The 24,781-nt window shown below is 73.2% G+C and carries 22 protein-coding genes and 1 CRISPR repeat array; of the genes, 7 read left to right on the plus strand and 15 right to left on the minus strand.

Annotated elements, in window-relative coordinates; all coding sequences use genetic code 11:
• Positions 1–24 precede the first annotated feature (24 nt).
• From ACFYO9_RS27145 to ACFYO9_RS27165, 5 genes are all read right to left on the minus strand, one after another.
• On the minus strand, positions 25–678 hold the full coding sequence (locus ACFYO9_RS27145; RefSeq protein ID WP_355810695.1) for a dihydrofolate reductase family protein: 654 nt from the start codon (positions 676–678) through the stop codon (positions 25–27).
• 10 nt (positions 679–688) lie between these two features.
• The gene (locus ACFYO9_RS27150) at positions 689–1,339 is read right to left on the minus strand and encodes a hypothetical protein (protein WP_355810692.1); all 651 of its coding nucleotides are present in this window, start codon (positions 1,337–1,339) and stop codon (positions 689–691) included.
• Positions 1,340–1,646: 307 nt separating this feature from the next.
• Positions 1,647–4,058, minus strand: coding sequence for a dolichyl-phosphate beta-glucosyltransferase (locus ACFYO9_RS27155; protein ID WP_358777221.1), 2,412 nt, complete (start codon positions 4,056–4,058; stop codon positions 1,647–1,649).
• Positions 4,055–4,750, minus strand: a complete 696-nt coding sequence (locus ACFYO9_RS27160) for a GntR family transcriptional regulator (RefSeq protein ID WP_358709943.1) — start codon at positions 4,748–4,750, stop codon at positions 4,055–4,057. The genes ACFYO9_RS27155 and ACFYO9_RS27160 overlap by 4 nt, the downstream gene beginning before the upstream one ends.
• 190 nt (positions 4,751–4,940) lie before the next feature.
• Positions 4,941–6,299 (minus strand): aspartate aminotransferase family protein, encoded by a 1,359-nt coding sequence (locus ACFYO9_RS27165; protein WP_358777220.1) that lies wholly within the window; start codon positions 6,297–6,299, stop codon positions 4,941–4,943.
• A gap of 186 nt (positions 6,300–6,485) precedes the next feature.
• Positions 6,486–6,788: a CRISPR direct-repeat array (repeat unit 24 nt; unit sequence TTTGCGCAGTTCCCCGCGCCCCTG).
• A 546-nt stretch (positions 6,789–7,334) separates the two neighbouring features.
• Between ACFYO9_RS27165 and ACFYO9_RS27170 the strand changes: the two genes are divergently transcribed.
• From ACFYO9_RS27170 to ACFYO9_RS27180, 3 genes are read left to right on the plus strand one after another with little or no spacing between them, the layout of a single operon-like run.
• Positions 7,335–7,721 (plus strand): hypothetical protein, encoded by a 387-nt coding sequence (locus ACFYO9_RS27170; protein ID WP_358777219.1) that lies wholly within the window; start codon positions 7,335–7,337, stop codon positions 7,719–7,721.
• 56 nt (positions 7,722–7,777) lie between these two features.
• Positions 7,778–8,509 (plus strand): response regulator transcription factor, encoded by a 732-nt coding sequence (locus ACFYO9_RS27175; RefSeq protein WP_358777218.1) that lies wholly within the window; start codon positions 7,778–7,780, stop codon positions 8,507–8,509.
• A 3-nt stretch (positions 8,510–8,512) separates the two neighbouring features.
• Entirely contained in the window at positions 8,513–9,913 is a 1,401-nt protein-coding gene (locus ACFYO9_RS27180) for a HAMP domain-containing sensor histidine kinase (protein WP_358777217.1), read from the plus strand.
• Here the strand turns inward: ACFYO9_RS27180 and ACFYO9_RS27185 are convergent.
• Both ACFYO9_RS27185 and ACFYO9_RS27190 read right to left on the minus strand, forming a co-directional pair.
• Positions 9,852–10,658, minus strand: a complete 807-nt coding sequence (locus tag ACFYO9_RS27185) for a VTC domain-containing protein (protein ID WP_358777216.1) — start codon at positions 10,656–10,658, stop codon at positions 9,852–9,854. The two genes, ACFYO9_RS27180 and ACFYO9_RS27185, sit on opposite strands and share 62 nt — an antisense overlap.
• Complete coding sequence (locus tag ACFYO9_RS27190) at positions 10,655–11,302, minus strand: DUF4956 domain-containing protein (RefSeq protein WP_355810669.1); 648 nt, start codon at positions 11,300–11,302, stop codon at positions 10,655–10,657. The genes ACFYO9_RS27185 and ACFYO9_RS27190 overlap by 4 nt, the downstream gene beginning before the upstream one ends.
• 170 nt (positions 11,303–11,472) lie before the next feature.
• Here ACFYO9_RS27190 and ACFYO9_RS27195 point away from each other — a divergent pair, with 170 nt between their 5' ends.
• From ACFYO9_RS27195 to ACFYO9_RS27205, 3 genes are all read left to right on the plus strand, one after another.
• Positions 11,473–12,078, plus strand: a complete 606-nt coding sequence (locus ACFYO9_RS27195) for a DJ-1/PfpI family protein (protein ID WP_358777215.1) — start codon at positions 11,473–11,475, stop codon at positions 12,076–12,078.
• A gap of 14 nt (positions 12,079–12,092) precedes the next feature.
• Entirely contained in the window at positions 12,093–12,590 is a 498-nt protein-coding gene (locus ACFYO9_RS27200) for a MarR family transcriptional regulator (protein ID WP_358777214.1), read from the plus strand.
• A gap of 79 nt (positions 12,591–12,669) precedes the next feature.
• Positions 12,670–14,682, plus strand: a complete 2,013-nt coding sequence (locus ACFYO9_RS27205; RefSeq protein ID WP_358777213.1) for a serine/threonine-protein kinase — start codon at positions 12,670–12,672, stop codon at positions 14,680–14,682.
• Between the two features lie 43 nt (positions 14,683–14,725).
• Here the strand turns inward: ACFYO9_RS27205 and ACFYO9_RS27210 are convergent, their stop codons facing one another.
• Positions 14,726–15,337: a Uma2 family endonuclease gene (locus ACFYO9_RS27210; protein ID WP_358709952.1), complete on the minus strand. Its 612-nt coding sequence runs from the start codon at positions 15,335–15,337 to the stop codon at positions 14,726–14,728.
• A 173-nt stretch (positions 15,338–15,510) separates the two neighbouring features.
• Positions 15,511–16,794, minus strand: a complete 1,284-nt coding sequence (locus tag ACFYO9_RS27215; protein WP_355810654.1) for an adenylosuccinate synthase — start codon at positions 16,792–16,794, stop codon at positions 15,511–15,513.
• Positions 16,795–16,970: 176 nt separating this feature from the next.
• Between ACFYO9_RS27215 and ACFYO9_RS27220 the strand changes: the two genes are divergently transcribed.
• Positions 16,971–17,873, plus strand: a complete 903-nt coding sequence (locus ACFYO9_RS27220; protein ID WP_358777212.1) for a diacylglycerol kinase — start codon at positions 16,971–16,973, stop codon at positions 17,871–17,873.
• 426 nt (positions 17,874–18,299) lie between these two features.
• Here the strand turns inward: ACFYO9_RS27220 and ACFYO9_RS27225 are convergent, their stop codons facing one another.
• From ACFYO9_RS27225 to ACFYO9_RS27250, 6 genes are all read right to left on the minus strand, one after another.
• Complete coding sequence (locus tag ACFYO9_RS27225) at positions 18,300–19,526, minus strand: cytochrome P450 (RefSeq protein WP_358779152.1); 1,227 nt, start codon at positions 19,524–19,526, stop codon at positions 18,300–18,302.
• 44 nt (positions 19,527–19,570) lie between these two features.
• Positions 19,571–20,248: a response regulator transcription factor gene (locus ACFYO9_RS27230; protein ID WP_355811283.1), complete on the minus strand. Its 678-nt coding sequence runs from the start codon at positions 20,246–20,248 to the stop codon at positions 19,571–19,573.
• Complete coding sequence (locus ACFYO9_RS27235) at positions 20,245–21,675, minus strand: sensor histidine kinase (protein WP_388666660.1); 1,431 nt, start codon at positions 21,673–21,675, stop codon at positions 20,245–20,247. Before ACFYO9_RS27235 ends, ACFYO9_RS27230 begins: the two co-directional genes overlap by 4 nt.
• Positions 21,672–22,550, minus strand: coding sequence for an alpha/beta hydrolase (locus ACFYO9_RS27240; protein WP_355811287.1), 879 nt, complete (start codon positions 22,548–22,550; stop codon positions 21,672–21,674). The genes ACFYO9_RS27235 and ACFYO9_RS27240 overlap by 4 nt, the downstream gene beginning before the upstream one ends.
• Before the next feature lie 91 nt (positions 22,551–22,641).
• Entirely contained in the window at positions 22,642–23,853 is a 1,212-nt protein-coding gene (gene kynU, locus ACFYO9_RS27245) for a kynureninase (RefSeq protein WP_358709957.1), read from the minus strand.
• Positions 23,846–24,718 (minus strand): tryptophan 2,3-dioxygenase family protein, encoded by an 873-nt coding sequence (locus ACFYO9_RS27250; protein ID WP_355811294.1) that lies wholly within the window; start codon positions 24,716–24,718, stop codon positions 23,846–23,848. Before ACFYO9_RS27250 ends, kynU begins: the two co-directional genes overlap by 8 nt.
• Between the last annotated feature and the right edge of the window lie 63 nt (positions 24,719–24,781).

Consider the following 24,781-nt stretch of genomic DNA (forward strand, 5'->3'; position numbering starts at 1 on the left):
GAGAAGGCCCTTCGGGCGCTTCCGTCACTTCCGCCAGAACAAGTGGTGCGTCACGCCGCTCGCGCTCGGCACCACCTCCCGGTGGTACCGGTCGAGCAACTCGTCGGAGGACTCCCACAGGCGGACCCCCGCACCGAGCTTCACCGGCGCGACCACCACGTGCAGGGTGTCGACGAGGCCGGCCGCCAGGAACTCCCGCACGCTCGTCGCGCCGCCGCCCAGCCGTACGTCCTTGCCGCCCGCCGCCTCCTTCGCCCGCTCCAGGACCTCGGCCGGCTCGCCCCCGACGAAGTGGAACGTGGTGTCGGAGAGCGTGAAGGAGGGGCGCGGGTGGTGCGTCAGCACGAACACCGGGGTGTGGAACGGCGGCTCGTCGCCCCACCAGCCCCGCCACTCGTGGTCCTGCCAGGGCCCGCGCTGCGGCCCGAACTTGTTGCGGCCCATGATCTCGGCGCCGATGCCGTGGGCGAAGTCGCGCGTGAAGTAGTCGTCGAGACCGCGGCTGCCGCCGGGGTCGGTGCGGTTCGGCCAGCCCGCCGTGGCCATCGCCCACGCCATCAGGGCGCCCGGGTCGGCGTGGCCGAACGGCCGCTCCAGGCTCTGTCCCTCACCGGCGCCGAAGCCGTCCTGCGAGACGGTGAAGTTCTGGACTCTCAGCAACTGCTGTGACTGTGGCACGGGTGCCCTCTCAGCTGTAGACGATCATCGATCCCTGGGCCAGGCTGCGGGTCGCCGCCGCGTGCAGGCCCAGCCAGACGTGCCGCTCCCGCGCGAAGGGGCTCGCGTCCGCGGGGGGCACCGTCGCGGGCTCCTCCAGGGACGTGGGGGCCTGCGGCGCGGCCGGGGGCGTGGGCGGGTTCGCCGGGTCTATGCCGATGGACGGGGCGACGTACTCCAGCTCGCGCAGGAGCGCGTGCGAGGAGCCGAGCGGGCCGCCGCCTGCGAGCAGTTCGTCGTTGGACAGCGGGGCGGGGAAGTCCACCGGGACGTACGCGCCCGCGTGGTCGTAGTGCCAGACCAGGTGCGACTGCTGTGCCGTGGCGTCGAACATCTCCAGGAGCTGTTCGTAGTCACCGCCGAGGGCGTCGACCGGTGTGACCTCCAGGCCGCAGATCTGCAGGAGGTAGGCGCGGCGCAGGAAGTGCAGCGCGTCGTAGTCGAAGCCCGCGACCGGGGCCACGTCGCCGGAGAGGCCCGGCATGTAGGCGAAGACCGGGACGGCCGGGAGTCCGGCCTCGTGCAGTGCCTTGTCGTAGACGGCGAGCTCTTCGGCGAAGGGATTGTCGGCGCTGTGGCACAGCACGTCGACGAGGGGGACCAGCCACAGGTCGCAGGCCAAGAAGGACTCCTCGGGTCGGTCGAACGGGGTCGTCGAACGGGGTCGGTCGAGCGGGGTCGGTCGAGCGGGTCGGTCGCTGTGCGTCGCCCGGCGTGCAGGCAGCGTAGTCGGGGACGGGTCGCTTGGCTGCCCTCGTGCGCGGTCCGGTACGGGTTGCCCCGCCGCCCTCGTGCGCGGTCCGGTACGGGTTGCCCCGCCGCTCTCGTGCGCGGTCCGGTACGGGTTGCCCGGCCGCCGTCGTGCGCGGTCCGGTACGGGTTGCCCGGCCGCCCTCGTGCGCGCCCGGGTCCGCGGCCGTCGCCGCCCCTCACTTGCCCCGGTGCACGTCCCATATCCATACCCCGTCTACCCACTTTCCGGGGCGCCCAAGGAGGGCGCTCAGGGTGGTGCGCAGCGCGGAGGCGTTCTGTTGCGGCGCGAGGACCAGGACGCCGGCCTTCCAGAACCTCAGGTCCTCGCGGACCGCCGCGCGCCAGGCCGGGGTGATCTCGGGGACGCGGCCGGAGTCGTGGACCTGGCGCAGCAGGTTGGCGGTGTTGCGGGGCGCCGGCCCGTAGATGCCGACGCGGTCCGGGCCCCAGGGGCCGTTGAAGTAGCCGCCCGGGATGCGAAAGCCCAGTCCAGCGCTGGTCTGCCAGTGCAGGCCCTCCGCGTTGGCCGGGTCGGGGACCGGCACCGGGACGAGGGTCTCGTCCTCGCCGACGTGACTGCGCCAGGTGCCCTGCGCGACGAAGGGCGGCACCTCGGCCCGGTCCACGGCCTTCAGAGGCGCGGGCAGGATCGGCAGCAGCGCGAGGGCGACGGCCGTGAGGCCCGCGTACCGGTACGGGGCGCGGCGCGGCGCGGCCGCCAGGCGGGCGAGGGCCAGGGCGAGCAGCATGCCGAGCGCCGGGGCGCACACCATCGCCACGCGCGCCTCGATGACGGACTCGAAGAGCGGGCGCCCGGCCAGCGCGGCCCACGGGCCCGGCAGGACGACGTCCGTCAGCGGGACACGGATCTCGCGGCCCAGCGAGAGCAGCGCCGCCCCGAGCACGGTGACGGCGAGCGCCTTGACGGCCGCGCGCTCCCACAGCCGTACGACGATCGCGAAGGCGAGGGCGACGAGCGGCCAGCCGAAGAACGCGTTCTGCTCGGTGCGGTTGAGCGCGAGGTGGTCGGAGCTCTCGGCGCTGCCCGCGAGGGAGCGCTCGGCGAAGGAGAGGAAGGCGAGCGGGCCGTTGCCCGCGTTCTCGCCGTGCAGCACGCTCTTGTAGCTCTGCGGCCCGAAGAACTGCCAGTACAGCGGGACGGCGACCAGCGGCACGGTCACGGCGAGCGCGACGCCCACGCCCCGCAGGAGCGGGCGCCAGGCCGCCTTCGCCACCTCCGGGCGCACGGCCGCGTAGCCGAGGACGAAGAGCAGGATGCCGAGCGCGGCGAGGAGGAGCGGCTCCTCGCCGAGGAAGATCTGGTACGTGGTGAAGAGGCCGAGGAGGACTCCGTTCCGTACGACGTGGGTGCCCTCGCAGAGCCGCAGCGTCCTGTCGACGATCAGCGGGATCATGAACAGGACGACGAAGTTCGGGTGCGCGTTGGCGTGGCTGACCATCGGGGGCGCGAAGGTCGCGAGGGCGGCGCCGACGGCGGCGGCGCCCCGGTGCGCGACGAGGCGCCGGCGGATCAGCCAGTACCAGGAGACGGCGGTGGCGGCGAGGCCGCCGGTCATCGCCACGTTCAGGGCGACCGCCGGGCCGAGCAGCCAGGTCACGGGGGCGAGCGGCACGGACAGGCCGAGCATGACCGTGTTGGCCATGAGGTTCACGCCGTCCGGGACGTTCTGGAGGGTGGTGAACAGGGGGTTGTGGAGGTGGCGGACGTTGTCCGCCGTCACGGCGAAGAACCACTCCCACTGGTTCTGGTCCTGCATGGAGTCCGGGAAGTAGCGGGAGGCGGGCGCCGCCCAGCGGCCGGAGTAGAGCGTCACGGACAGGGCCAGGAAGAGGAGGCCGACCAGGATGTCGGCCCGGTGGACCGCGCGGGCCTTCAGCACGGTCAGCTCAGCGAGGACCCGTACGTAGTCCAGCGGCCGGACCTTGGAACCCTCCTGGTGGGACCAGCGCACGGGCACCTCGGCGACGGGCCAGCCCGCCCGCCGGAAGTACTGCAGTATCTCGACGTCGATGCCCCAGCCGTGCAGCCTGGACGCGGCGAACGCCTCGCGGGCCCGGTCGCCGTCGAAGAGCTTGAAGCCGCACTGGGTGTCGCGGATTCCGGGGACGGCGACCGTGCGTATCAGGAAGTTGCCGGTACGGCCGAGGAGCTCGCGCAGCCGGTGCTGGTGGGCGCCGATGGACGCGCCGGGCCGGGCGCGGGAGCCGATCGCGGCCGCGTGGCCGTCGGTGAGCGCCTTGTCGAGGTGGTCGAGCTCCTCGATGGGCGCGGCGAGGTCGGCGTCGGTGATCAGGACGCGGCGGCCGTAGGAGGCCAGGACGCCGAGGCGCAGGGCGTGGCCCTTGCCCCGGTTGCGGTCGCCGCGCAGCAGCTGGACGCGCGGGTCGGCGGCGGCCGCCTCGGCGGCGATCTCCGCGGTGCGGTCGGTGGAGCCGTCGTCGACGACGATGAGCTCCCACGCGCCCCGGTCGGTGAGCTCCAGGTGCTCGCGCAGGGCGTGCAGGGTGGGGCCGAGGCGCCGCTCCTCGTTGTACGCGGGGACGACGACGGTGAGGTCGACGCTCATGCGGCGGCCAGCCGCTCGATGAGGGCCAGGGAGTGCGCGTTGTACTCCACGACGATCTCGTGGGCGGCGCACGGCTCGCGGCGGGCCAGGGCGTCGACGAGCTCGGTGTGCCGCGACCACAGGACGCCGCGCAGGTCCTCGCCGCTGCTCTCGCACCAGCGCCGCAGGTGGGTGACGGCGCAGACCCAGGACTTCACGCGCAGCCGGTGCAGGAAGTCGGAGAGGTGGGGGTTGCCGAAGAGGGCGCTGAGCTCGCGCCAGAAGCGCAGGTCGTAGCCGATCAGGACGGTCAGGTCGCCGGCGCAGGCGGCGCGGGCGGCCTCCTCGCCGCGGCGGCGTACGGCGATCAGGGCGTCGGCGACGTCCCGGCGGGCGCCGTGCTCGGCGAGGTCGCGGAAGATGCCGTCGGCGACCAGGCCGCGGGCCTCCAGCATGGCGCGGTACTCCGCCAGGGTGTGCTCGTGGACGCGGAAGCCGCGGTGCTGGTCGGCGTCGAGCAGGCCCTGCGCGGTGAGGTTGACCAGCGCCTCGCGGACGGGCGTCGCGGAGACGCCGTACTGCTCGGCGATCTCCTTGACCGTGAACTCCTGGCCCGGCTCGAGGCGGCCGCCCAGGACCTCGTCCCGTAGGGCGTCGGCGATCTGCTGGCGCAGAGTGCTGCGGATGACGGCGGGGCCGTCGGTGCCGGGCATCTGGGTTCCCCCGCGGAGTCTGACGTGGTCGTCTTGGTCGGGCTCTTTGCTTACGAGCACGTCAGACTACGTGGTCGGGGTCGCGGGGCGGGGAGCCCCGATCCGGCCCCCCCGCCCGGCTGTCACCGCAGGTGAGAACGTGTCACACGGTGTGTGTGAACGTCCGGGTCATACCGTGTGGACGTACGGGTCACACGGTGTGCTCGTCGGCGACGGACAGAGCCTCGTCGAGCGCCGCGAGACCCTCCTTCGCCTCGGCCTCGGTGACGTTGCACGGCGGGACGACGTGGGTGCGGTTCATGTTGATGAAGGGCCACAGGCCGCGCTTCTTGGCGGCGGCGCCGAACGCGGCCATCGGGGCGTTGGCCTCGCCCGTGGCGTTGTACGGGACCAGCGGCTCGCGGGTCTCGCGGTCCTTCACCAGCTCCAGGGCCCAGAACATGCCGACGCCGCGCACCTCGCCGACCGAGGGGTGGCGCTCGGCGAGCGCGCGCAGGCCGGGCCCGACGACCTCGGCGCCGAGCCGGGCGGCGTGCTCGACGATGCCCTCCTCCGCCATGGCGTTGATCGTGGCGACGGCGGCGGCGCAGGCCAGCGGGTGACCGGAGTAGGTGAGGCCGCCGGGGTAGGGGCGCCTGGCGAAGGTCTCGGCGATCGCGCCGGAGATGGCGACGCCGCCGAGCGGCACGTAACCGGAGTTCACGCCCTTGGCGAAGGTCATCAGGTCCGGTACGACGCCTTCGAAGAGGTCGGCGGCGAACCACGTGCCGGTGCGGCCGAAGCCGGCCATGACCTCGTCGAGGACGAAGACGATGCCGTACTTGTCGCAGAGCGCGCGGACGCCGGCGAGGTAGCCGGGCGGCGGGATCATGATGCCGGCGGTGCCGGGGACGGTCTCCAGGATGATCGCGGCGACGGTCTGCGGGCCCTCGTAGACGATGGTGTCCTCGAGGTGCTGGAGCGCGCGCTCGCACTCCTGCGCCTCCGTCTCCGCGTAGAAACGGGAGCGGTAGAGGAAGGGCGCCCAGAAGCGGACGACGCCCGCCGTGCCGGTGTCGGAGGCCCAGCGGCGGGGGTCGCCGGTGAGGTTGACGGCCTGCTGGGTGCCGCCGTGGTACGAGCGGTACGCGGAGAGCACCTTGGGGCGGCCCGTGTGCAGGCGGGCCATGCGGGTGGCGTGCTCGACGGCGTCGGCGCCGCCGTTGGTGAAGAAGATCTTGTCCAGGTCGCCGGGGGTCCGCTCGGCGATGAGGCGTGCGGCCTCGGAGCGGGCTTCGACGGCGAAGGCGGGGGCGAAGGTCGTCATGGTCGCCGCCTGCTCCTGGATGGCGGCGACGACCTTCGGGTGCTGGTACCCGATGTTGGTGTAGACGAGGCCGCTGGTGAAGTCGAGGTAGCGGTTTCCGTCGTAGTCCCAGAAGTACGAGCCCTCTGCGCCGGCGACGGCCAAGGGGTCGATGAGCTCCTGTGCGGACCAGGAGTGGAAGACGTGTGCGCGGTCCGCGGCCTTCACGGCGGCGCCGACCTGGGGATTCGGCTGAGGGGTCATGGGGGTGAGGGTAGATGTCCACGGAGTGGACGGGGTATGGGCGGGGTGTCGGGCGGGGTCGCCGTAACGCGACACACTGTCGTGTGGCCTGGGCGGGGTTCGGTCGCTCTTTCCCTTGCGGGCCGGTGGGGGTTACGCCCTCCGTCCGTGGCTCGGCCTTCCGTGTGGCTCGGGGAGCGGGGGTGTTTTGCGCAGTTCCCCGCGCCCCTGACCCCATCCGTGGCTCGGCCTCCCGTGGGGTCCGGGGAGCCGGGGGTTTGCGCAGTTCCCCGCGCCCCTGGGTGGGGCTCCTGGGCGTCTCCCGTGTGGCTCGGGGAGCCGGGGTCTTTGCGCAGTTCCCCGCGCCCCTGACCCATCCGTGGCTCGGCCTCCCGTCGGGCTGGCGGCAGCCGGGGGTTTGCGCAGTTCCCCGCGCCCCTGGGTGGACCTCCTGGGCGTCTCCCGTGTGGCTCGGGGGGCCGGGGGTTTGCGCAGTTCCCCGCGCCCCTGGGATATCCGGGGCTCGGCCTTCCGTATGGCTGGCGGTAGCCGGGGGCGCGGTGTCTAGGCGGGTGAGGCTCGGGGGTCTCGCCTAGGGGCGCGGGGAACTGCGCGAGCAACCCCCACCGACCCGCACGACGAAGGACGGGCGCAGGCGATCAGCCATCTCCGCCCCGCACGGCGAACGAGGGGGTCAGGTGATCAGGCGATCAGGGGCGCGGGGAACTGCGCAGACACCCCGGCTTACCGCACCGGACAGGGGAGCCGAGCTACGGGTCGCTCAGGGGCGCGGGGAACTGCGCAAACACCCCGGCTTCCCGCACCGAACGGAGGGGCCGAGCTGCGGGTAGGTCGTAGGTCAGGGGCGCGGGGAACTGCGCAGACACCCCCACCCAGCCCGCGCCGCGGCCGGCTCAGTCGTCCGGGACTGGGTGGGCCCTCGGCGTACCCCCCGTACACCGCACCTCATAGTGCAGGTCATCCCCGTCCACGTCGTCCCCCGGCTCCGCCTCCACCCGCGCCACCCTCCCCGGCCCCCGCTCCACGTCGTCGTCGATGTGGAAGCCGTCCGCCGGGCTCCACGAGACCAGGTACACCGTTCCGTCGGCCCGGCACTCCACCGTCGCCGAGCCTCCCGTGAAGCGGACCGTCGAGCGTTCCGGCGCCGGCGCCGAGGAGGAGGGCGCGGGAGACGCGGGCGTGCCCCCCGGCGACGGGGTACCCCGCGACGACCGTGACGGGGACGATGACGCCGCCGCCAAGGCCTTCCGTACCGCCCCCTCGTCCAGCGGACGACTGTGCGCCGCGCCCCCCGAACCGTCGGAACTCGCCAACTGCCAGGCGCCCAGCGCCCCCGCCGCCGTGCCCACGGCCACCCACGCCGCCGTGACGACGGCGTTCCGCCACTTCCTCATGGCGCCACTGTGCCGCATCGTTTCCTAACGTCCGGTTAAGGCCCCGACAAGGGTGCTCCCCACACCTCTGACTACGGTGGTTGTATGGCGCATCTTCTCGTCGTCGAGGACGACCCCCAGCTCCGCGTCGCGCTGGTACGGGCCCTGCGCGACAAGGGCCACGCCGTGGCCACCGCTCCGAGCGGCATGGCGGGCCTGGACGCGGCGATGACCGGCCGCCCCGATCTGGTCGTCCTCGACCTGGGGCTGCCGGACGTGGACGGCGCCCAAGTGCTGCGCATGTTGCGGGCCGTCAGCGACGTCCCCGTCATCGTGGCGACCGCCCGCGACGACGAGACGGGCATGGTCACCGTCCTGGAGTCGGGCGCCGACGACTACATCGTCAAGCCGTTCGGCGCCGCCCAACTGGACGCCCGCGTCAAGGCGGTGCTGCGGCGGCTCGGCGCCGTCGAGACCGAGGAGCCGCTGCGGGTCGGCGCCCTCGCCGTCGACCCGGCCGCCCGCGAGGTCACCCTGGACGGCGCCGCCCTCGACCTCACGCCCCGCGAGTTCGACCTGCTCGCCTACCTGGCCCGCCGCCCCGGCCAGGTCGTCTCGCGCCGCGAACTCCTCGCCGAGGTCTGGCAACAGCCCCTCGGCGGCGCCGACAAGACCGTCGACGTCCATCTGTCCTGGCTGCGCCGGAAGCTCGGCGAGACCGCCCAGCAGCCCCGCTATCTACATACGGTCCGCACGGTGGGCGTGAAGCTCGCCGCGCCCGACGGGCCGGCGGACGGGGACGGCGCCGGGCAGGACGCCGGGCAGGACACGGACTGAACCATGCGCCGCAGCCTCCTCCTGCTCACCGCCGCGACCACCGCCCTGGTCCTCACCGCCCTCCTCGTCCCCCTCACCCTCCTCACCCGCACCCACGCCGCGGACCGCGCCACCGCCGAGGCCACCGCGCGTGCCCAGTGGGTGGCGCACGCCCTCGGCCCCGCACTCGCGACCGCCAAGGAGCGCGAGACCGCGGAGCAGACCGTGGAGAGCGTCAACGGGCCCGACCTGCCCACCACTTCGCTGATCCTCGCGAACGACGACGTCATCGGCCCCCGCGCGCACCACTCCCCCGCCGGCACCGACCCCATCCGCCTCGCCCGCACCGGCCGCGCCTTCACCTACGAGACGAGCTCCGGCGCCCGGCTGGTCCTCGTCCCCGTCCAGGGCGCGAAGGGCGGCACCGCGGTCGTCCAGGTGACGCTGACCGAGAAGCAGTTGTACGCGGGCACGCTCGCGTCCTGGCTCGTCCTCGCCGGCATCGGCGTGGGCCTGGTCCTGCTCGGGCTGCTGCTCGCCGACCGGCTCGGCGCCCGTCTGGTCGGCGCGACCCGCCGCCTCGCCCGCACCGCCGACCGGCTCGCCGCGGGCGATCTGACGGCCCGCGCCGAGCCGGAGGGGCCGCCCGAACTCCGCCTGATCGCGGGCGAGTTGAACCGGCTTGCCGCCCGCATCGACGAACTCCTCACCGCCGAGCGGGAGAACGCCGCCGACCTCGCCCACCGGCTGCGCACCCCGGTCGCCGCCCTGCGCCTGGACGCGGAGACCCTGCGCGACACGGACGAGTCCCGTCGCATCACGGCGGACGTCACCGCTCTTGAGCACAGTGTCGACGAGGTGATCCGCAAGGCACGGCGCCCCCTGCGCGAGGCGCCGCGCGCGGACCTGGCGGCGGTGACGCGCGAACGGGCCGCGTTCTGGGAGCCGTTGGCCGAGGACCAGAACCGGGCCACCCGCGTCACGACCCCGCCCCGCGGGGAGCCGGTCCCGGTGCCGGTCCCCGCGGACGGACTGGCCGCCGCCCTGGACGCGTTGATCGGCAACGTCCTCGACCACACGCCCCAGGGCACGGCGTTCACCATCACGGTCCGCCGTACGCCCGGCGGCGGCGCCGAGCTGACCGTGACCGACGAAGGCCCCGGCTTCCCCGGCGGGACGGCCCCCGACCGCGGCACGAGCGGCGCGGGCTCCACGGGCCTCGGCCTGGACATCGCCCGCCGCACCGCCGAGGAGGCGAACGGCCGCTTCGAGACGGCGAACACGGGGACGGGCGACGGCGGTGACGGCGACGGCGACGGCGCGAACAGTCACGCGCGTACAGCCGCCGGCGCCCGCGTCACCCTCACCTTCCCGCCCGTACCTCCCGGGGAAACGCCGTCCGGACCGCCCGCGCCCACTTGTTGATGCCGAGCTCGGGGCGGACCGCCGCGTACCCACCGCAGTACTTGGTGAAGTCCGCGGCCCGCACTCCGTAGCGGTGCAGCACCCGGTCGGCCTCGGTGAGGTGGCCCTTGGTCTTGGTCTCCACCAGGACCAGGCCGCTGTCGGCGGCGGCGCTGCGGCCGGTCACCGTGTCCCGTACGACGAGCCCCGCGTCACACGTGATGCGCTGCCCGTCGGCGACGAACGTGGCCCGCTGGTAGTCGGTCACCAGGGACGGCGTGAGACCTTCGGGCGCGTCGATGCCGTACGAGCCGCGCAGCACCCCGGCCAGGAAGCCGAGCCGCACCGCGTCCAGGGCGTGGTCGTCCCCTTCCAGGCGCTGGCGGTGCTTGACCGTCTCGCCGCGCCCGCTCTTCAGCTTGATCTCGAACTGCCGCTCGCCGCTGTCCCGGTAGACCCGCTCGCGGATCCGGTAGCGCAGCCGCCGGCCCTGCCGGTGGTCGTGGAACGTGCCGAGCTCGGGGGTGTCGTAGTACGTCGAGTGGTAGCGGAACCAGCGCTTCCCGCCGATGCTGAGCGCCCGGAAGGGGCCGCAGGGCCGCCGCGGGTCGGTCAGCAGGGCCGCGAGGTCCTCGAATATCTCGACCGGCACGAGATAGCTGTTGTCGTAGCGGGCGAGCAGCTCCGCCCTGGCGTTCACTTCGTCGAGCGCGATGGGGTGCGCGGCGAGGGCGGCGCGGCCGATGGCGCGTACGGCGGGGTTCACACGGTCTCCTTCGGGTACCTGGGGGCGATCGTGTCGGACCGGGTCGTGCGTCGTCGTTCCGTCAACTCCCGGGATGGCGCGGAAGGTTCCGGCTGACGGAAACGGACTTCCAGCACCATGAGGTCGCGTACGTAGTCCACCTCCTGGACGGTCCATCCGAGCGGCTCACCGAGGCGCCGGGCCAGGTCGGCCCGCAGCGGCGCCTCCTCGCGGTGCACGGTGTCCAGGGTGACGACGGCCCGACGGTCCCGCGCGAACAGGCGCGGATGGTCGGCGCCGTACATCACCGCGAGCAGCACACCGGCGAGCAGCGCGGCCACGGGCAGGCTCAGGCCGGGCAGACCGCACAGGAGCCCGAGCACCAGGGTGATGAAGTAGTACGCGACCTCCTGGTGCTGCAGGGCGTCGGAGCGCAGCCGCACGATCGAGAGCACGCCGAAGAGCCCGAAGCCGAGGGCGAGCCCGCCGTTGCCGCCGACCGTCCCGAGCCCGGCGACCACCGCGAACAGCGCGGTGTTCAGGGCGAGATACGCCGGGACCAGCTCGCGCCTGCGGTGCCGCGGATAGAAGACACCGAAGGTCAGCAGGGCGACGGCGGCGAGATCGAGGCCCAGGTGGGCGCCGAGGTTCAGGGTGCTTTCCATGCCGAGGACGCTAGGGACGGGCAGGTTAAGGCCGCCCCCTGTGGACGTTAACGATGCGGCCCGGCTTCCGGGGTCCGGTCCCTCCTGGGAACTCTTGACAGCATCCTGTCGCTTTGACAGCATGCTTACGTACGCAGTACAGAGCACAGCCACCCGCCACGGAGGCCGTCATGTCTGTCACGTCCCGCAAACCCGTGCACCTGGCCCTCTACGACACGTTCGCGGACTGGGAGACCGGCCACACCACCGCCTGGCTCGCCCGGGTGGGGTACGAGGTCCGCACGGTCGCCCCCTCCGCCCTCCCGGTCACCTCCATCGGCGGCCTGCGCGTCCAGTCCGACCTCACCCTCGACGAGCTGCGCCCCGAGGACAGCGCGCTGCTCGTCCTGCCGGGCGCCGACCTGTGGGACACGAGCGACGACCTCGCGCCGTTCGCCCGCACCGCCCGCGCCTTCCTCGACGCCGGCGTGCCGGTCGGCGCCATCTGCGGGGCGACCGCCGGCCTCGCCCGCGAGGGGCTCCTCGACGACCGGGCGCACACCAGCGCGGCGTCGGTGTACCTGGCGGCCACCGGATACGGGGGCGGCGAGCGGTACGTGGAGGCGGACGCCGTCACCGACGGCGACCTGATCACGGCGGGCCCGACCGAACCGGTCGCGTTCGCCCGGGAGATCTTCGGCCGGCTCGGCGACGTCTTCGAGGGAAAGAAGCTCGACGCGTGGTTCCGCCTCTTCCACGACTCCGACCCGGCGGCGTACGAGACCCTCAACTCCTGAGCAGAGGACGGCAGATGAACGACGACGCGACCCGGATACGACAGGACCTGCTCAGCCGCACGGCCCTGACCGTCTTCCGGCTGAACGGCCAGTTCCTCGCGCTGTCCGAGGAGCTGGCCGGACCGGCGGGGCTGACCGCCGCCCGCTGGCAGGTCCTCGGCGCCGTCCTGCGCGAGCCGCTGCCGGTGGCCGGGATCGCCCGCGCCATGGGCATCACCCGGCAGAGCGTGCAGCGCGTCGCCGACCTGCTGGTGCGCGACGGCCTCGCCGCCTACACCCCGAACCCGGCGCACCGCCGCGCCAAGCTGCTGCGCCCCACCGACGCGGGGCGGGCCGCCGTGGCGAAGATCGCGCCGGGCCACGCCGGGCTCGCGGGCCGGCTCGCCGAGGCGCTCGGCACGGATGGATTCGAGGAGACGGTACGGGTGTTGGAGCGGCTGTCCGCCGTGCTCGACGCACCCGGCCCGGGGCCCGCCCCACGGCCCCGCACCCAACCCGTTACGCAACCGTAGAGCGAAGCCCGCTCCACCCTGTCGTGCCCGCGCACTATCCTCACTCTGTTGCACACCAGTGGGGGAGGTCGGTGCGGCGATGGAGAAGCTCGTACCCGGAGATCCGCAGAGAATCGGGGCGTACCGGCTGCTGGCGCGGCTCGGCGCCGGCGGCATGGGACAGGTGTACCTCGCGCGGTCGGACCGCGGACGTACGGTGGCGGTCAAGCTGGTCCGCCAAGAGCTCGCCGAACAGGACGAGTTCAGGAACCGCTTCCGGCAGGAAGTGCAGGCCGCACGGCAGGTGGGCGGCGCGTGGACGGCGCCCGTTTTGGACGCGGACACGGAGGCGGCGATCCCGTGGGTCGCCACGGGGTACGTGGCGGGGCCCTCGCTGCAGGGCGTCGTCTCGCACGACCACGGGCCGCTGCCCGAGCGGTCCGTGAACATCCTGGCGGCGGGGCTCGCGAGCGCGCTGCGGGACATCCACGCGGCGGGCATCGTGCACCGCGACCTCAAGCCGTCGAACGTCCTGGTCACCATCGACGGGCCGCGCGTCATCGACTTCGGCATCGCCCGCGCCCTGGAGACGGTCACCGACGGCGGCCTGACCCGTACGGGTGCGCTGGTCGGCTCGCCCGGCTTCATGGCCCCCGAGCAGGTACGCGGGGACCGCATCACGCCGGCGTGCGACGTGTTCTGCCTCGGCTCCGTCCTCGCGTACGCGGCCTCCGGGGCGCTGCCCTTCGGGACGGCCAACAGCGGTGTGCACGCGCTGATGTTCCGCATCGCGCAGGAGGAGCCGGACCTGACGGGGCTCCCCGAGAGCCTCACCGAGCTGATCGGCGCCTGCCTGCGCAAGGACCCGGCGGCCCGGCCCTCCCTGGACGAGATCCAGGAGCGCACGGGCGCGGCGGACGCGCTCGGCGACGGCCGCACGCTCGACCCCTGGCTGCCGGGCGCCCTCGTCGCCCAACTGGGGCGGCACGCGGTGCAGTTGCTGGACTCGGAGGACCCGGAGGACACGACGTCGGGGGCGCCCGCGGGGAAGGTGGGCGCGGTCGACGGCGTCCCGTCGCCGGCGCGGGCCGCGGCGGCGGGGGCGGCCGGGGCGGGTGCCTCGGGGGCCGCATCGGGCAGCAACGGGGCCGGTGCCGGTGCCGGGGACGCGAAGGGTGAGGGTGACGCGAAGGGTGCGGGGGGTGGCAGCGACGGCGGTACGGGTGACGGGCACCGGGACGGTGCGGTTCCGCCCCCGCCGCCCGGGATCCCCGGTCCCGCCGCGCCTCTCAACCACCTGCCCACCATGATCTCCGGACAGGCCCCGCCGCCCACGCCCCCACCGGGCTCCCCGGCGTACGGTTATCCGCAGCAGTACCCCCAGGCCGCCGGCTACGGCTACCCGCAGTACCCCCAGCAGAGCCCCCAGCTGCCGCCCGGCTACGGGCCGACGCCCCCGTACGGGCCCGGCTCCACGCCTCCCTACGGGCCCGGCGCCACTCCCCCCTACGGGCCCGTCCCGCCGCCCGAGCCCCCGCGCCGCAACGGGCGTTCCACGGCGGCGCTGATCGCGGTCGCGCTGATAGTGGCCATCGGAGCGGGCGGCACGGTCTACGCCGTCATGAACGGCGACGGCACCGACGACAAGGGCGACGACGCCAAGAACAGCGCCAACACCGCCCCGACGACCCCGGGCCCCTCGGCGTCGACGCCCGGCCCGAGCAGCGCGAGCCCGTCCCCGTCGGCATCGGACGAGGAAGGCGGCACCGTCCCGGAGAAGTTCCTGGGCTCCTGGAGCGGTGGCCTGGACACCAAGAGCGGCCACAGCACCCGCACGCTCTCGCTGCGGCAGGGCGAGGAGGGCGACACGGTCCTCGCGGTGACGGCGGACGGCCCGACCGACGGCGGCGGCACGTACCACTGTGTCTTCGAGGGCAAGTTGCAGTCCGCGTCCGACGACCGCCTGCACATCGGCCCCACCGTGATCACGGTGGGCGAGCCCATGGCGTCCTGCACCCCGGGCGAACCGAGCGTCGTCACGATCCTCGGCAACGGAAAGCTGCGGCGCGCGAACACGGACGGCAGCGGGGAGCTGACCTACGACAGGAACTGACGCCCCGGCGGACACCGCCCCCCACGTCCGACCCCGGCATCGCTCAGGAGCGGTACCGGGGGAACGTCCCGGTGTCCACCGACCACTGCCCCATCGGCACGGTGTCACCGAACTTGTAGTGGCGCGGGGCGTCGGCGTAACGGGGCCCGGCCGCGGAGGTGTCGGGGCCCGAGTGCACGGTGATCGTGCCGTCACGGGGGTCGATGATCACGTAGACCGGGATGCCCATGCGGGGGTAGTCGCGGAGCTTGGTGATGTGGTCGTTGTTCGGGTTCGAGGGAGAGACGACCTCTACGGCGATGGAGGCGTCAGGGCCGAGCGTGCCGAACTCCTCCTCCTGCCCGTCCCTGACCTCACGGGTTACGACGAGCAGATCCGCCGTCCGGCACATGCCGAGGTCGGGGTGGTGCACGCGGTTCTCCACGAGAGGGACCGCGTCGCGGTCCCGGGACCGGATCTGGAAGACGACCTCCGCCACGATCTCGCCATGAGAATTTGAAGGGGACATCATGTGGACGGTGATCTCCTGGTTCGCAATGTCTGCCCGCACCACGTGGCCGTGGTTGTTCTCTTTTGCCTCGATGAACTCGACGAGTTCCGTGAGCTGCTCATAGGTGACCTGCCGTACCTCTGGCTCCACCGGCTGCGCGCTCATCGGCCTACTCCTCGCTCGGGCATGACGGAGATGCCCTCCCACGGTAACGCCGGTCGCTGTCATGCCCGCAGTCTTGCCGGACACGCGGAAGGGGTGGGTCGCGCTTCCGCGCGACCCACCCCTTCGAGTGAGCTGGTGAGCTGGTGAGCTGGTCAGCTCCAGGGAGCTCCGCTCTAGACGAACGAGTTGATCTCGATCGTCTCGGTGCGGCCCGGACCCACGCCGATCGCGGAGATCGGCGCGCCGGACATCTCCTCCAGGGCCTTCACGTAGCCCTGCGCGTTCTTCGGCAGGTCGGAGAAGGTCTGGGCCTTGGTGATGTCCTCGGACCAGCCGGGCAGCATCTCGTAGACCGGCTTCGCGTGGTGGAAGTCGGTCTGGTTGTACGGGAGTTCCTCGACGCGCTTGCCGTCGATCTCGTACGCCACGCAGACCGGGATCTGCTCCCAGCCGGTGAGGACGTCCAGCTTGGTGAGGAAGAAGTCCGTCAGGCCGTTCACGCGGGTCGCGTAGCGGGCGATCGGGGCGTCGAACCAGCCGCAGCGGCGGTCACGGCCGGTGGTGACACCGCGCTCGCCGCCGATGGTGCGCAGCGCCTCGCCGTCCTTGTCGAACAGCTCCGTCGGGAACGGGCCCGCGCCGACGCGGGTCGTGTACGCCTTCAGGATGCCGATGACACGGCTGATCTTCGTCGGGCCCACGCCCGTACCCGTGCAGGCGCCGCCCGCGGTCGGGTTCGAGGAGGTGACGAAGGGGTACGTGCCGTGGTCCACGTCCAGGAGCGTGCCCTGGCCGCCCTCGAACAGGACGACCTTGTCCTCGTCGAGCGCGTTGTTGAGGATCAGGGTCGTGTCGGCGACGTACTGCTTGATGTTCTCGCCGTGCTCCAGGAGCTGCTCGACGATCTGCTCCGTCTCGATGGCGCGACGGTTGAACACCTTGGTGAGCAGCTGGTTCTTCTGCTCAAGGGCCGCTTCGACCTTCTGCGTCAGGATCGACTCGTCGTAGAGGTCCTGCACGCGGATGCCGGTGCGGTTGATCTTGTCGGCGTAGGTCGGGCCGATGCCGCGGCCGGTGGTGCCGATCTTCCTCTTGCCGAGGAAGCGCTCGCCGACCTTGTCGACGGTCACGTTGTACGGCGTGATGACGTGCGCGTTGCCGCTGATCAGCAGCTTCGACGTGTCGACGCCGCGCTCGTTCAGACCGCTCAGCTCGGAGAGCAGGACCGACGGGTCGACGACGACTCCGTTGCCGATGACGGGCACACAGTCCGGGGAGAGAATCCCGGAAGGGAGGAGGTGCAGCGCGTACTTCTGGTCGCCTACGACGACCGTGTGGCCGGCGTTGTTGCCGCCCTGGTAGCGCACCACATAGTCCACCGAGCCACCGAGCAGGTCGGTGGCCTTTCCCTTGCCTTCGTCACCCCACTGAGCACCGAGCAGCACAAGTGCGGGCACAGGCGTACACCCCTTCCGGGCGGGGCATGTCCAAGGTCAGGGGCCGTAGCCGCCGTATGGGTGTGCCTTGGATGCTGCCCCGGAATAGACGAAGCCCCTGGCGCAATAGCGCAAGGGGCTCTTGCACAAAGATGCTACCCGAGGTCTCAAAGAACGGCTAAAAGAAAGGGCGCACCTTGTCGGCTCGCGACCAGCTCCTAGTCGTCATCGACCCGGTCGCCCGGCGCACGGACGGTGAGTCGGTACGGATCGCGAAGGACGTGCTCGGTGCGGGCGCGGCGGTCCGGATCTGCCTCCCCGACGGGCCCGAGGACTTCACGAAAGCGCTGGCCAGGAGGGGTGCGCGGCGGTTGGTGGTGGTCGGCGACGACCGCGCGCTGCTGCGGGCGGTCGGCTCGCTCCACCGGGAGCGGGAGCTCGCCGGATGCGGGCTCTCGGTCGTCCCCGTGGGCGCGGCGCGGACGCTGGCGCTGGCGCGGGCGCTGGGGGTGCCGGCCGGGGCGGTGGCGGCGGCGCGGGCGGTGCTCGAGGGCGCGGAGCGCCGTCTGGATCTGTTGGTGGACGACAGTGACGGGGTGGTGCTGGGGGATCTGCGGATTCCGCCGGTGGCGGGGGCGGGGGCGGGTTTGTTCGGGCCCGCCGAGGCGCCGGCGGCTGCCGGGGTGTCCGTGTCGGGGGTGGGTGCCGGTGAGGGTGGTGACGGGCACGCGTGGCTGCGGAGCTGTCAGTCGTTCGTACGGACGCTGGCGGCGCGGCCGTCGCGGGCCGGGGCGGGGGCGCAGGTGCCGGCGCGGCTGCGGGTGGAGGCGGACGGGGTGACGCTGGTGGATCTGGACGAGCCGGTGGAGGACGTGCGGGTGTCGGAGGTGTACGGGGGGCTGGCGCAGGTGGAGGTGCGGCGGGCGGGGCCGGGGTCCGGTCCCGGGTCGGGGGCCGGGGCTCTGCGGGTGCGGGCGCGTACGGTGACGGTGTCGGGGCCGGATTTCCGGTATCGGGCGGATGCGGCGGTGGGGGGGCCGGTGCGGAGGCGGACGTGGACGGTGAGGCCGCTGGCCTGGGGCCTGACGTTGCCTCGGTGAGGACGGGGTGCCCGGGGGGGTGCGGGGGGCTGGGGCTCGGCTGTGGGTGCGGGGGCGTGGGGGTCGGCGTCTGCGCCGGGGGTTCGTTTGTGGGTGCGGGGCCGCGGGGGTATGTGCGTACTCGCCATCCACTGTTCGCCACGCCTCGCGGACAACATTGCTACAGCGTGCTCGGTGCTCCGTGCGCACATACCCCCACGTCCCCTCCCGTCTCGTACGCGGGTGCCGGGCCGGTGGGGCGGCTCCCCGCGCCACGGCACGTCGTGGGACACCCCCTCCCACCCGCCCCTACTCCCGCCCTGCGTCGCGGGGCAAACGGGTGGGTGGGTGGGATACATCCGCCGCGGAGCGGCGGGGCTGTTTGGGCCCGCAGAGGGAAGCGAGGGCGGGACCCGTCCACCCCCCGCCGGTCGGTGCGCGGCGCTGCTACACCTCGACCTTGAGCTCCTGGAGGCCCCGGATCACGAAACCCGGGGTGCGGCGTGGTTCCGCCGCGAGGGTGAGGCGGGGGGCCCTGCGCAGCAGGGCCCGGAGCGAGGACGTCAGTTCCATGCGGGCCAGGGGCGCGCCGATGCAGTAGTGGATGCCCGCGCTGAAGCTGACGTGCGGGTTGTCGCGGCGGGTCAGATCCAGCTCGGCGGGGCGCGCGAAGACCGCCGGGTCGTGGTTGGCCGCGCCGAAGAGGAGCGCCAGCTCCGCGCCGCGCGGGACCGTCACCCCGTCGATCTCGATGTCGTCGAGGACCCACCGCTCGAAGAGCTGCAGCGGGGTGTCGTAGCGCAACAGCTCCTCGACGGCACCGGGCACCAGACCCACCGGGTCCGCGCGCAGGGCGGCCAGCTGCGCCGGGTCGCGGAACAGCGCGTACCAGCCGTTGACCGTGGCGTTCACCGTCGCCTCGTGCCCCGCGTTCAGCAGGAGCACGCACGTCGAGATCATCTCCTGCTCGCTGAGCGACCGGCCGTCCTCGTACGCCGCGATGAGCCCGGAGATCAGGTCCTCACCCGGCTCCTTGCGGCGTACGGCGATCAACTCCCGTAGGTACGCCGTGAATTCGAGCGAGGCACGGACCGCGCGGGCCGCCGTCTCCTCGGACGGCTTCAGCTCGTACATGCCGCAGATCGCCGCCGACCAGGGGCGCAGCAGCGGCCGGTCGGACTCCGGGATGCCGAGCATCTCGGCGATGACCGCGACGGGCAGCGGTTCGGCGACCCGCGCGGCGAGGTCCCCGCCGCCGTCCGCCACCAGCTCGCGCACGAGCCGGTCCGCCAACTCCTCCACGTACGGCCGCAGTTGCTCGACCGTGCGCGGTGTGAACGCCTTCGACACCAGGCGGCGGATGCGGGTGTGCGTGGGCGCCTCCAGGTCGAGCATGCCGTGGTCGTTGAGGGTGTGGAACGGCTCGTGCGCGGCCGGCGGTGGCGTACGGCCGAACTCCTCGTGGCTGAAGCGGTGCAGATAGGTGCGGCCGAGGCGCCGGTCGCGCAGCAGGGCCGCGACGTCCGCGTGGTGCGGGACCAGCCACTGGCCGGTCGGCGCGTAGTGGTGGACGCGGCCCGCCGCCCGCAGTCGCGCGTACGCCGGATAGGGGTCGGCGACGAACTCCGGCGAGGCCGGGGCGAAGACCTCGGTGACGTCGAAGGCTGGCTCCATGGCGCGACGCTAGTCCGCCCGCGCGGCCGTGACCAGCCCCCGCCTCACCCCGGCGTCACCAGCCGCGCCTCGTACGCGAACACCGCCGCCTGCGTGCGGTCCCGCAGGCCCAGCTTCACCAGGACCCGGCTGACGTGCGTCTTGATCGTGGACTCGGCGACCACGAGCCGGGAGGCGATCTCCGCGTTCGACAGGCCCTGCGCGATGAGGACGAGGACCTCCGTCTCGCGCTCGGTGAGCTCCCCGTACTGCTGGGCCTGGACCGACGCCGAGAGCCGGGGCGTCTGCGCCAGCTTCGAGAACTCCGTGATCAGGCGGCGCGTCACGGTGGGCGCGAGCAGGGCCTCGCCGGAGGCCACCACCCGTACGCCGTCCGCCAGTTGGCGCGCTGACGCGTCCTTGAGGAGGAAGCCCGACGCACCCGCGCGCAGCGCCTGGTAGACGTACTCGTCGAGGTCGAAGGTGGTCAGGACCAGGACCTTGCACCCGTCCGTGCCGCCCTCTGCCGCGATGATCTCGCGGGTCGCCTCGATGCCGTTCAGCTCGGGCATGCGGATGTCCATCAGGACGACGTCGGGGGCGAGCTCCCGCACCCGCCGCACCGCCTCGCGGCCGTTGACCGCCTCGCCGATCACCTCGATGTCGGGCATGGCGTTCAGGAGCACGGAGAAGCCCTCGCGGACCATCATCTGGTCGTCCGCGATCAGCACACGGATGGTCATGCCAGGTCCTCTCCGGCCGGGTCGAGCCGGTCCGCGTGCGGGACCGGCAGGAAGACGGTGACCTCGTAGCCGCCCTCGGCCGTCGGCTCCGCCGTCATCTCGCCGTTCAGCATCGTGACACGCTCGCGCATGCCCGTGATCCCGTGGCCGGCCCCCGGCGAGGGCTTGACCAGGCCCGTCGCCGGGCCGTTGACGATGCGCAGGCCGAGGCCGCCGAGGACGTAGCCGACCTCCACGCGGGCGTCCGCGCCGGGTGCGTGGCGCAGGCTGTTGCTGAGCGCCTCCTGCACGATGCGGTACGCCGAGAGCTCCACGCCCTGCGGCAGCTCGCGGGCCGCCCCGGTGATCACCTTGTCGACGGTCAGCCCCGCGTCGCGCACGTTGTCCAGGAGCCGGTCGAGGTCGGCGAGCGTGGGCTGCGGGGCGTCCGGCGCCTCGTAGTCCTCGGCCCGCACGACGCCGAGGACGCGGCGCAGCTCGGTGAGGGCGGACACCGCGTTCTCGCGGATCGTCACGAACGCCTGCTCCAGCTCGGGCGGCGGGTTCTCCACGCGGTAGGGCGCGGCCTCCGCCTGGATGGCGACCACCGACATGTGGTGCGCGACGACGTCGTGCAGCTCGCGGGCGATGTTGGTGCGCTCCTCGAGGAGCGTGCGCTTGTCGCGCTCGATGGCGGTGACGGTGCGCTGCACGGTGACCTCGCGCTGCGCCTCGCGGCGCACGTGCACCATCGTGGTGATCAGCAGCGCGAGCGCGGAGAAGAACAGCATCTCCGGGCTGTCGTTCACCGAGGAGCCGCCGAGGAACACCTGCGTCGCCAGCGCGTACGCCGCCGTCCCGAGCCACATCCACACGGCGGTGCGCGGCCCGGTCCGTGCCGCCACCACGACCATCACCGCGATGTGCGCGAAGAAGGGGGCGGGCGCCCACGGCCAGCCGTCCCAGGTGTTGCCGAGCGCCCCGGTGAACGGCGCGGAGAGCAGCGCGATCCAGTAGGCGCCGACCGGCCTGACCAGCGTCATCAGGACCGCGGCGGCGGGGATCAGACCGGTCAGGGCGTACGCGAGGGTGTTCCCGAACCCGCCCATGCCGAGGCCGATGAACAGGGTGATCAGGGCGGCGGACGCCACCAGGGCGTGCGGGAGCCAGGCCGCGTACCGGCGCAGCCGCCCGGGCAGCCGGCCGACGAGCGGCCCGTCGGTGGCCCGGGGCGGCAGCGGGCGGTAGGCGAAGGCGTCGTGGAACAGTGTCTGGCGCAGGCCACCGACGACGCCCACGACCAGGCGGTACTCGGGGCTCTTCTGGCCTCTGGCCTTGAACGGCTCGGTCTTCTCGGTCACCTCTACGACGGTACGGGGGCCGCCGCGCGAGGTCGTCCACAGCAAGACGGGTTCCCCGGGGTCCGTCCCAGGTACTACGGGCGTCAGTACGCCAGCTGTGCGATCTCCTCCGCCACCACCGCGCAGGCGTCCGCCGCCGGGTCGATCAGCGGGAAGTGGCCGACGTCCTCCAGGAGGGTCAGGCCCACCACCTCGCCCGCCTTCGCCGCCGCGTCCGCGTACGCCTCCGCGACCGCCTCGGGGACGGTGATGTCGGTGCGGCCCTGCACCACGGTCGTGGCGATGCCGGTGGGCAGCAGCGCGGCCGGGTCGGCGTACGGGAGCCGCTCGTCGAAGCGGGCGGCGCCGCCCAGCAGCTCCGCGCACGCGCCGCCGCAGACCCCCAGCTCCTGGGCGGCCCGGAAGTCCGCGATGGGCGCGAGCGCGACGACGCCGCGCAGGGGCGCGGGGCGGGCGGTGTGCCAGGGCGCGTCGGCGGGCAGCACGTGCCGCGCCGCCGCCCACAGGGCGAGGTGGCCGCCCGCGGAGTGCCCGGTGACCACCGTGCGGCGCGGGTCGGCGGACGGCAGCGCGTCCCGTACGAGCGCGGGCAGGGCGTCCAGGGCGGCCGCCACGTCGTCGAAGGTCTCCGGCCAGCGCCCGGCGACCGGGGCGGTGCCGCCCTGCGCGGGGATCGGGCTGCCCCTGCGGTACTCGACGTTGGCCACCGCGAAGCCGCGGCGGGCCAGGAAGTCCGCGAAGGGGGTGAGATGGCGCCGGTCGTACGGGGCCCGCCACGCGCCGCCGTGCAGGACGACGACGAGCGGGGCGGGGCCCTCCGCGGCGCCCCGCGGGGCGTAGAAGTCGATGACCTGGTCGGGGTGGTCCCCGTACGCGGCGGTGGTGTCCGGCTCCACGGCGGGATGCGAGAAGGCGGCATCGGCCTCGGCGGCATCGCGGGCCACGGCGGCGTCGTCCGGCATGCGACAACCTCTCAACAGCAGTGCGGCGAGGGGCCCCCGCCCTCCCGGCGCGCGGCAGCGGGAGAACGGGAGCAAGATCCGCCGGACGTTATCAGCCCAGCGTCTCCGCCAGCACCCGGGCGGCCCGCTCGGCGTCGCCGAAGGAGACGTACAGCGGCGTGAAACCGAACCGCAGCACGTCCGGCGCGCGGAAGTCGCCCACCACCCCCCGCTCGATCAGGCGCCGCATCACGTCACCGGCGCCCTCGCAGCGCAGGGCGACCTGGCTCCCGCGCTCGGAGTGCGCCGCGGGCGTGAGGGAGCGCACGCGCCCCTGCGGCACGTACGCGCCGACGCACCGCAGGAAGAAGTCGGTCAGCGCGAGGGACTTGGCGCGCACCTCGTCTACCGAGACGCCGTCCCAGACGTCGAGCGCCGCCTCCAGGGCGAGCGTCGACAGGATGTCCGGCGTGCCGACGCGTCCGCGCAGCGCCCCGGCGGCCGCCTCGAACTCCGGCCGCATCCCGAAGGGTTCGGCGTGCGAGTTCCAGCCGGGCAGCGGCGAGTCGAAGCGGTCCTGCAGCTCCGCCCGTACGTAGAGGTAGGCGGGCGAACCCGGGCCGCCGTTCAGGTACTTGTACGTGCAGCCCACCGCGAGGTCCACGCCGTGCTCGTCCAGGCCGACCGGCAGGGCGCCCGCCGTGTGGCAGAGGTCCCAGACGGCGAGGGCGCCCACCGCGTGGACCGCCGCCGTCAGACCGGGCAGGTCGTGCAGCCGGCCGGTGCGGTAGTCGGCGTGGTTGAGCAGGACGGCGGCGGTGCGCTCGCCGAGGACGCCGGGGACGTCGGCGGGGGCGGCCTGGACCAGCCGGCAGCCGGTGAGACGGGCCGCCGACTCGGCGATGTACCCGTCGGTGGGGAAGGTGGTGGCGTCGACGACGATCTCGTCGCGCCCGTCCCCACCGGCGTCCCGGGCGATGCGGACGGCGGCCACCAGCGCCTTGAAGACGTTCACGCTGGTCGAGTCGCCGACCACGAGCTGCCCCGGGGCGGCGCCGACCAGCGGCGCGATGCGGTCGCCGATCCGCTCGGGCGCGGTCCACCAGCCGCTCTCGTCCCAGGAGCGGATGCGCAGCTCGCCCCACTGGCGGGTGATGACGTCGGCGACCCGGTCGGCGACGTGCGCGGGCAGCGCGCCCAGCGAGTTGCCGTCCAGATAGACCGTGTCGTCGAGGACGAACTCCTTGCGTTTGGCGCGCAGTTCGTCCCGGGCGTCGAGCGCTTCGGCCTCGGCCCGCAGATCGTCCTCGCGGGGTTCAGACATGGCTCCTCGCAGTCCACAGCTCGGGGAAGACGTTCTTCTGCGCGCGCTTCTCCAGCCACGCCACGCCGGCCGAGCCGCCAGTGCCGGTCTTGGAGCCCATCGCGCGGCGGGTGGCGACCAGGTGGTCGTTGCGCCAGCGCCACACCAGCTCGGCGACGTCCGTCAACGTCTCGCCGAGGCGGGCCAGTTCACCGCTCTCGTCGCCGGAGTAGAGCTCCGTCCAGACCGCCTCGACCTCGGGCGAGGGCTCGTACTTCTTGGTCAGGTCGCGCTGCAGGACGGACTGCGGTACCGCGTGGCCGCGCCGGGCGAGGAGCGCGAGCACCTCGTCGTACAGGCTGGGCTCCTGCAGCGCCTTCTCCAGCTCGGCGTGGACGCGCGGCGCGCCCCGGTGCGGGACGAGCATGGACGCCGACTTGTCGCCGAGCAGGAACTCCATGCGGCGGTACATCGCGGACTGGAAGCCGGAGCCCTCGCCGAGCGAGCCGCGGTAGGAGTTGAACTGGGCCGGGGTGAGCTGGGCGAGCGGCTGCCAGGAGGCGTTCAGCGCCTCCAGCTCGCGCAGGCTGCGCTTGAGCGCGTTCTGCGCCACGGGGATGTCGTCGCGGCGCAGGGCGTGCGCCGCGGTCTCCCACTCGTGGACGATCACCGTGAACCACAGCTCCATGACCTGCGTGGTGACCAGGAAGACCATCTCGCCGGGGTCGTCCGAGCGCAGGTGCTGGAGGTGGGTGAGGACGTCCGCCTGGACGTAGTCCTCGTACGGGGTGGTGCCTGCGAAGTCGAGGTTCGGGCTCTCCGCCTCGGGGACCTCGGTGGACGCCGCGCGCTCCTCGGGGGATGCCTCATGCGTCTCTGGGGACATCGCTGTCTCCTCGATACGTGCTCCGGGTAGCGGTCCGCCCCTGCCGTTACCGGCACGGGGGCC

Origin of the sequence: Streptomyces sp. NPDC005863, assembly GCF_042871345.1 — a bacterium.
In the GTDB taxonomy this organism is placed as follows: domain Bacteria; phylum Actinomycetota; class Actinomycetes; order Streptomycetales; family Streptomycetaceae; genus Streptomyces.

Bases quoted from the DNA above. Each gene is read 5' to 3' on its own strand.
- ACFYO9_RS27155 (WP_358777221.1), bottom strand. From the start codon at position 4,058: ATGAGCGTCGACCTCACCGTCGTCGTCCCCGCGTACAACGAGGAGCGG.
- ACFYO9_RS27160 (WP_358709943.1), bottom strand. From the start codon at position 4,750: ATGCCCGGCACCGACGGCCCCGCCGTCATCCGCAGCACTCTGCGCCAG.
- ACFYO9_RS27165 (WP_358777220.1), bottom strand. From the start codon at position 6,299: ATGACCCCTCAGCCGAATCCCCAGGTCGGCGCCGCCGTGAAGGCCGCG.
- ACFYO9_RS27170 (WP_358777219.1), top strand. From the start codon at position 7,335: ATGTGGAAGCCGTCCGCCGGGCTCCACGAGACCAGGTACACCGTTCCG.
- ACFYO9_RS27175 (WP_358777218.1), top strand. From the start codon at position 7,778: ATGGCGCATCTTCTCGTCGTCGAGGACGACCCCCAGCTCCGCGTCGCG.
- ACFYO9_RS27180 (WP_358777217.1), top strand. From the start codon at position 8,513: ATGCGCCGCAGCCTCCTCCTGCTCACCGCCGCGACCACCGCCCTGGTC.
- ACFYO9_RS27190 (WP_355810669.1), bottom strand. From the start codon at position 11,302: ATGGAAAGCACCCTGAACCTCGGCGCCCACCTGGGCCTCGATCTCGCC.
- ACFYO9_RS27195 (WP_358777215.1), top strand. From the start codon at position 11,473: ATGTCTGTCACGTCCCGCAAACCCGTGCACCTGGCCCTCTACGACACG.
- ACFYO9_RS27200 (WP_358777214.1), top strand. From the start codon at position 12,093: ATGAACGACGACGCGACCCGGATACGACAGGACCTGCTCAGCCGCACG.
- ACFYO9_RS27205 (WP_358777213.1), top strand. From the start codon at position 12,670: ATGGAGAAGCTCGTACCCGGAGATCCGCAGAGAATCGGGGCGTACCGG.
- ACFYO9_RS27210 (WP_358709952.1), bottom strand. From the start codon at position 15,337: ATGAGCGCGCAGCCGGTGGAGCCAGAGGTACGGCAGGTCACCTATGAG.
- ACFYO9_RS27225 (WP_358779152.1), bottom strand. From the start codon at position 19,526: ATGGAGCCAGCCTTCGACGTCACCGAGGTCTTCGCCCCGGCCTCGCCG.
- ACFYO9_RS27230 (WP_355811283.1), bottom strand. From the start codon at position 20,248: ATGACCATCCGTGTGCTGATCGCGGACGACCAGATGATGGTCCGCGAG.
- ACFYO9_RS27240 (WP_355811287.1), bottom strand. From the start codon at position 22,550: ATGCCGGACGACGCCGCCGTGGCCCGCGATGCCGCCGAGGCCGATGCC.
- kynU (WP_358709957.1), bottom strand. From the start codon at position 23,853: ATGTCTGAACCCCGCGAGGACGATCTGCGGGCCGAGGCCGAAGCGCTC.
- ACFYO9_RS27250 (WP_355811294.1), bottom strand. From the start codon at position 24,718: ATGTCCCCAGAGACGCATGAGGCATCCCCCGAGGAGCGCGCGGCGTCC.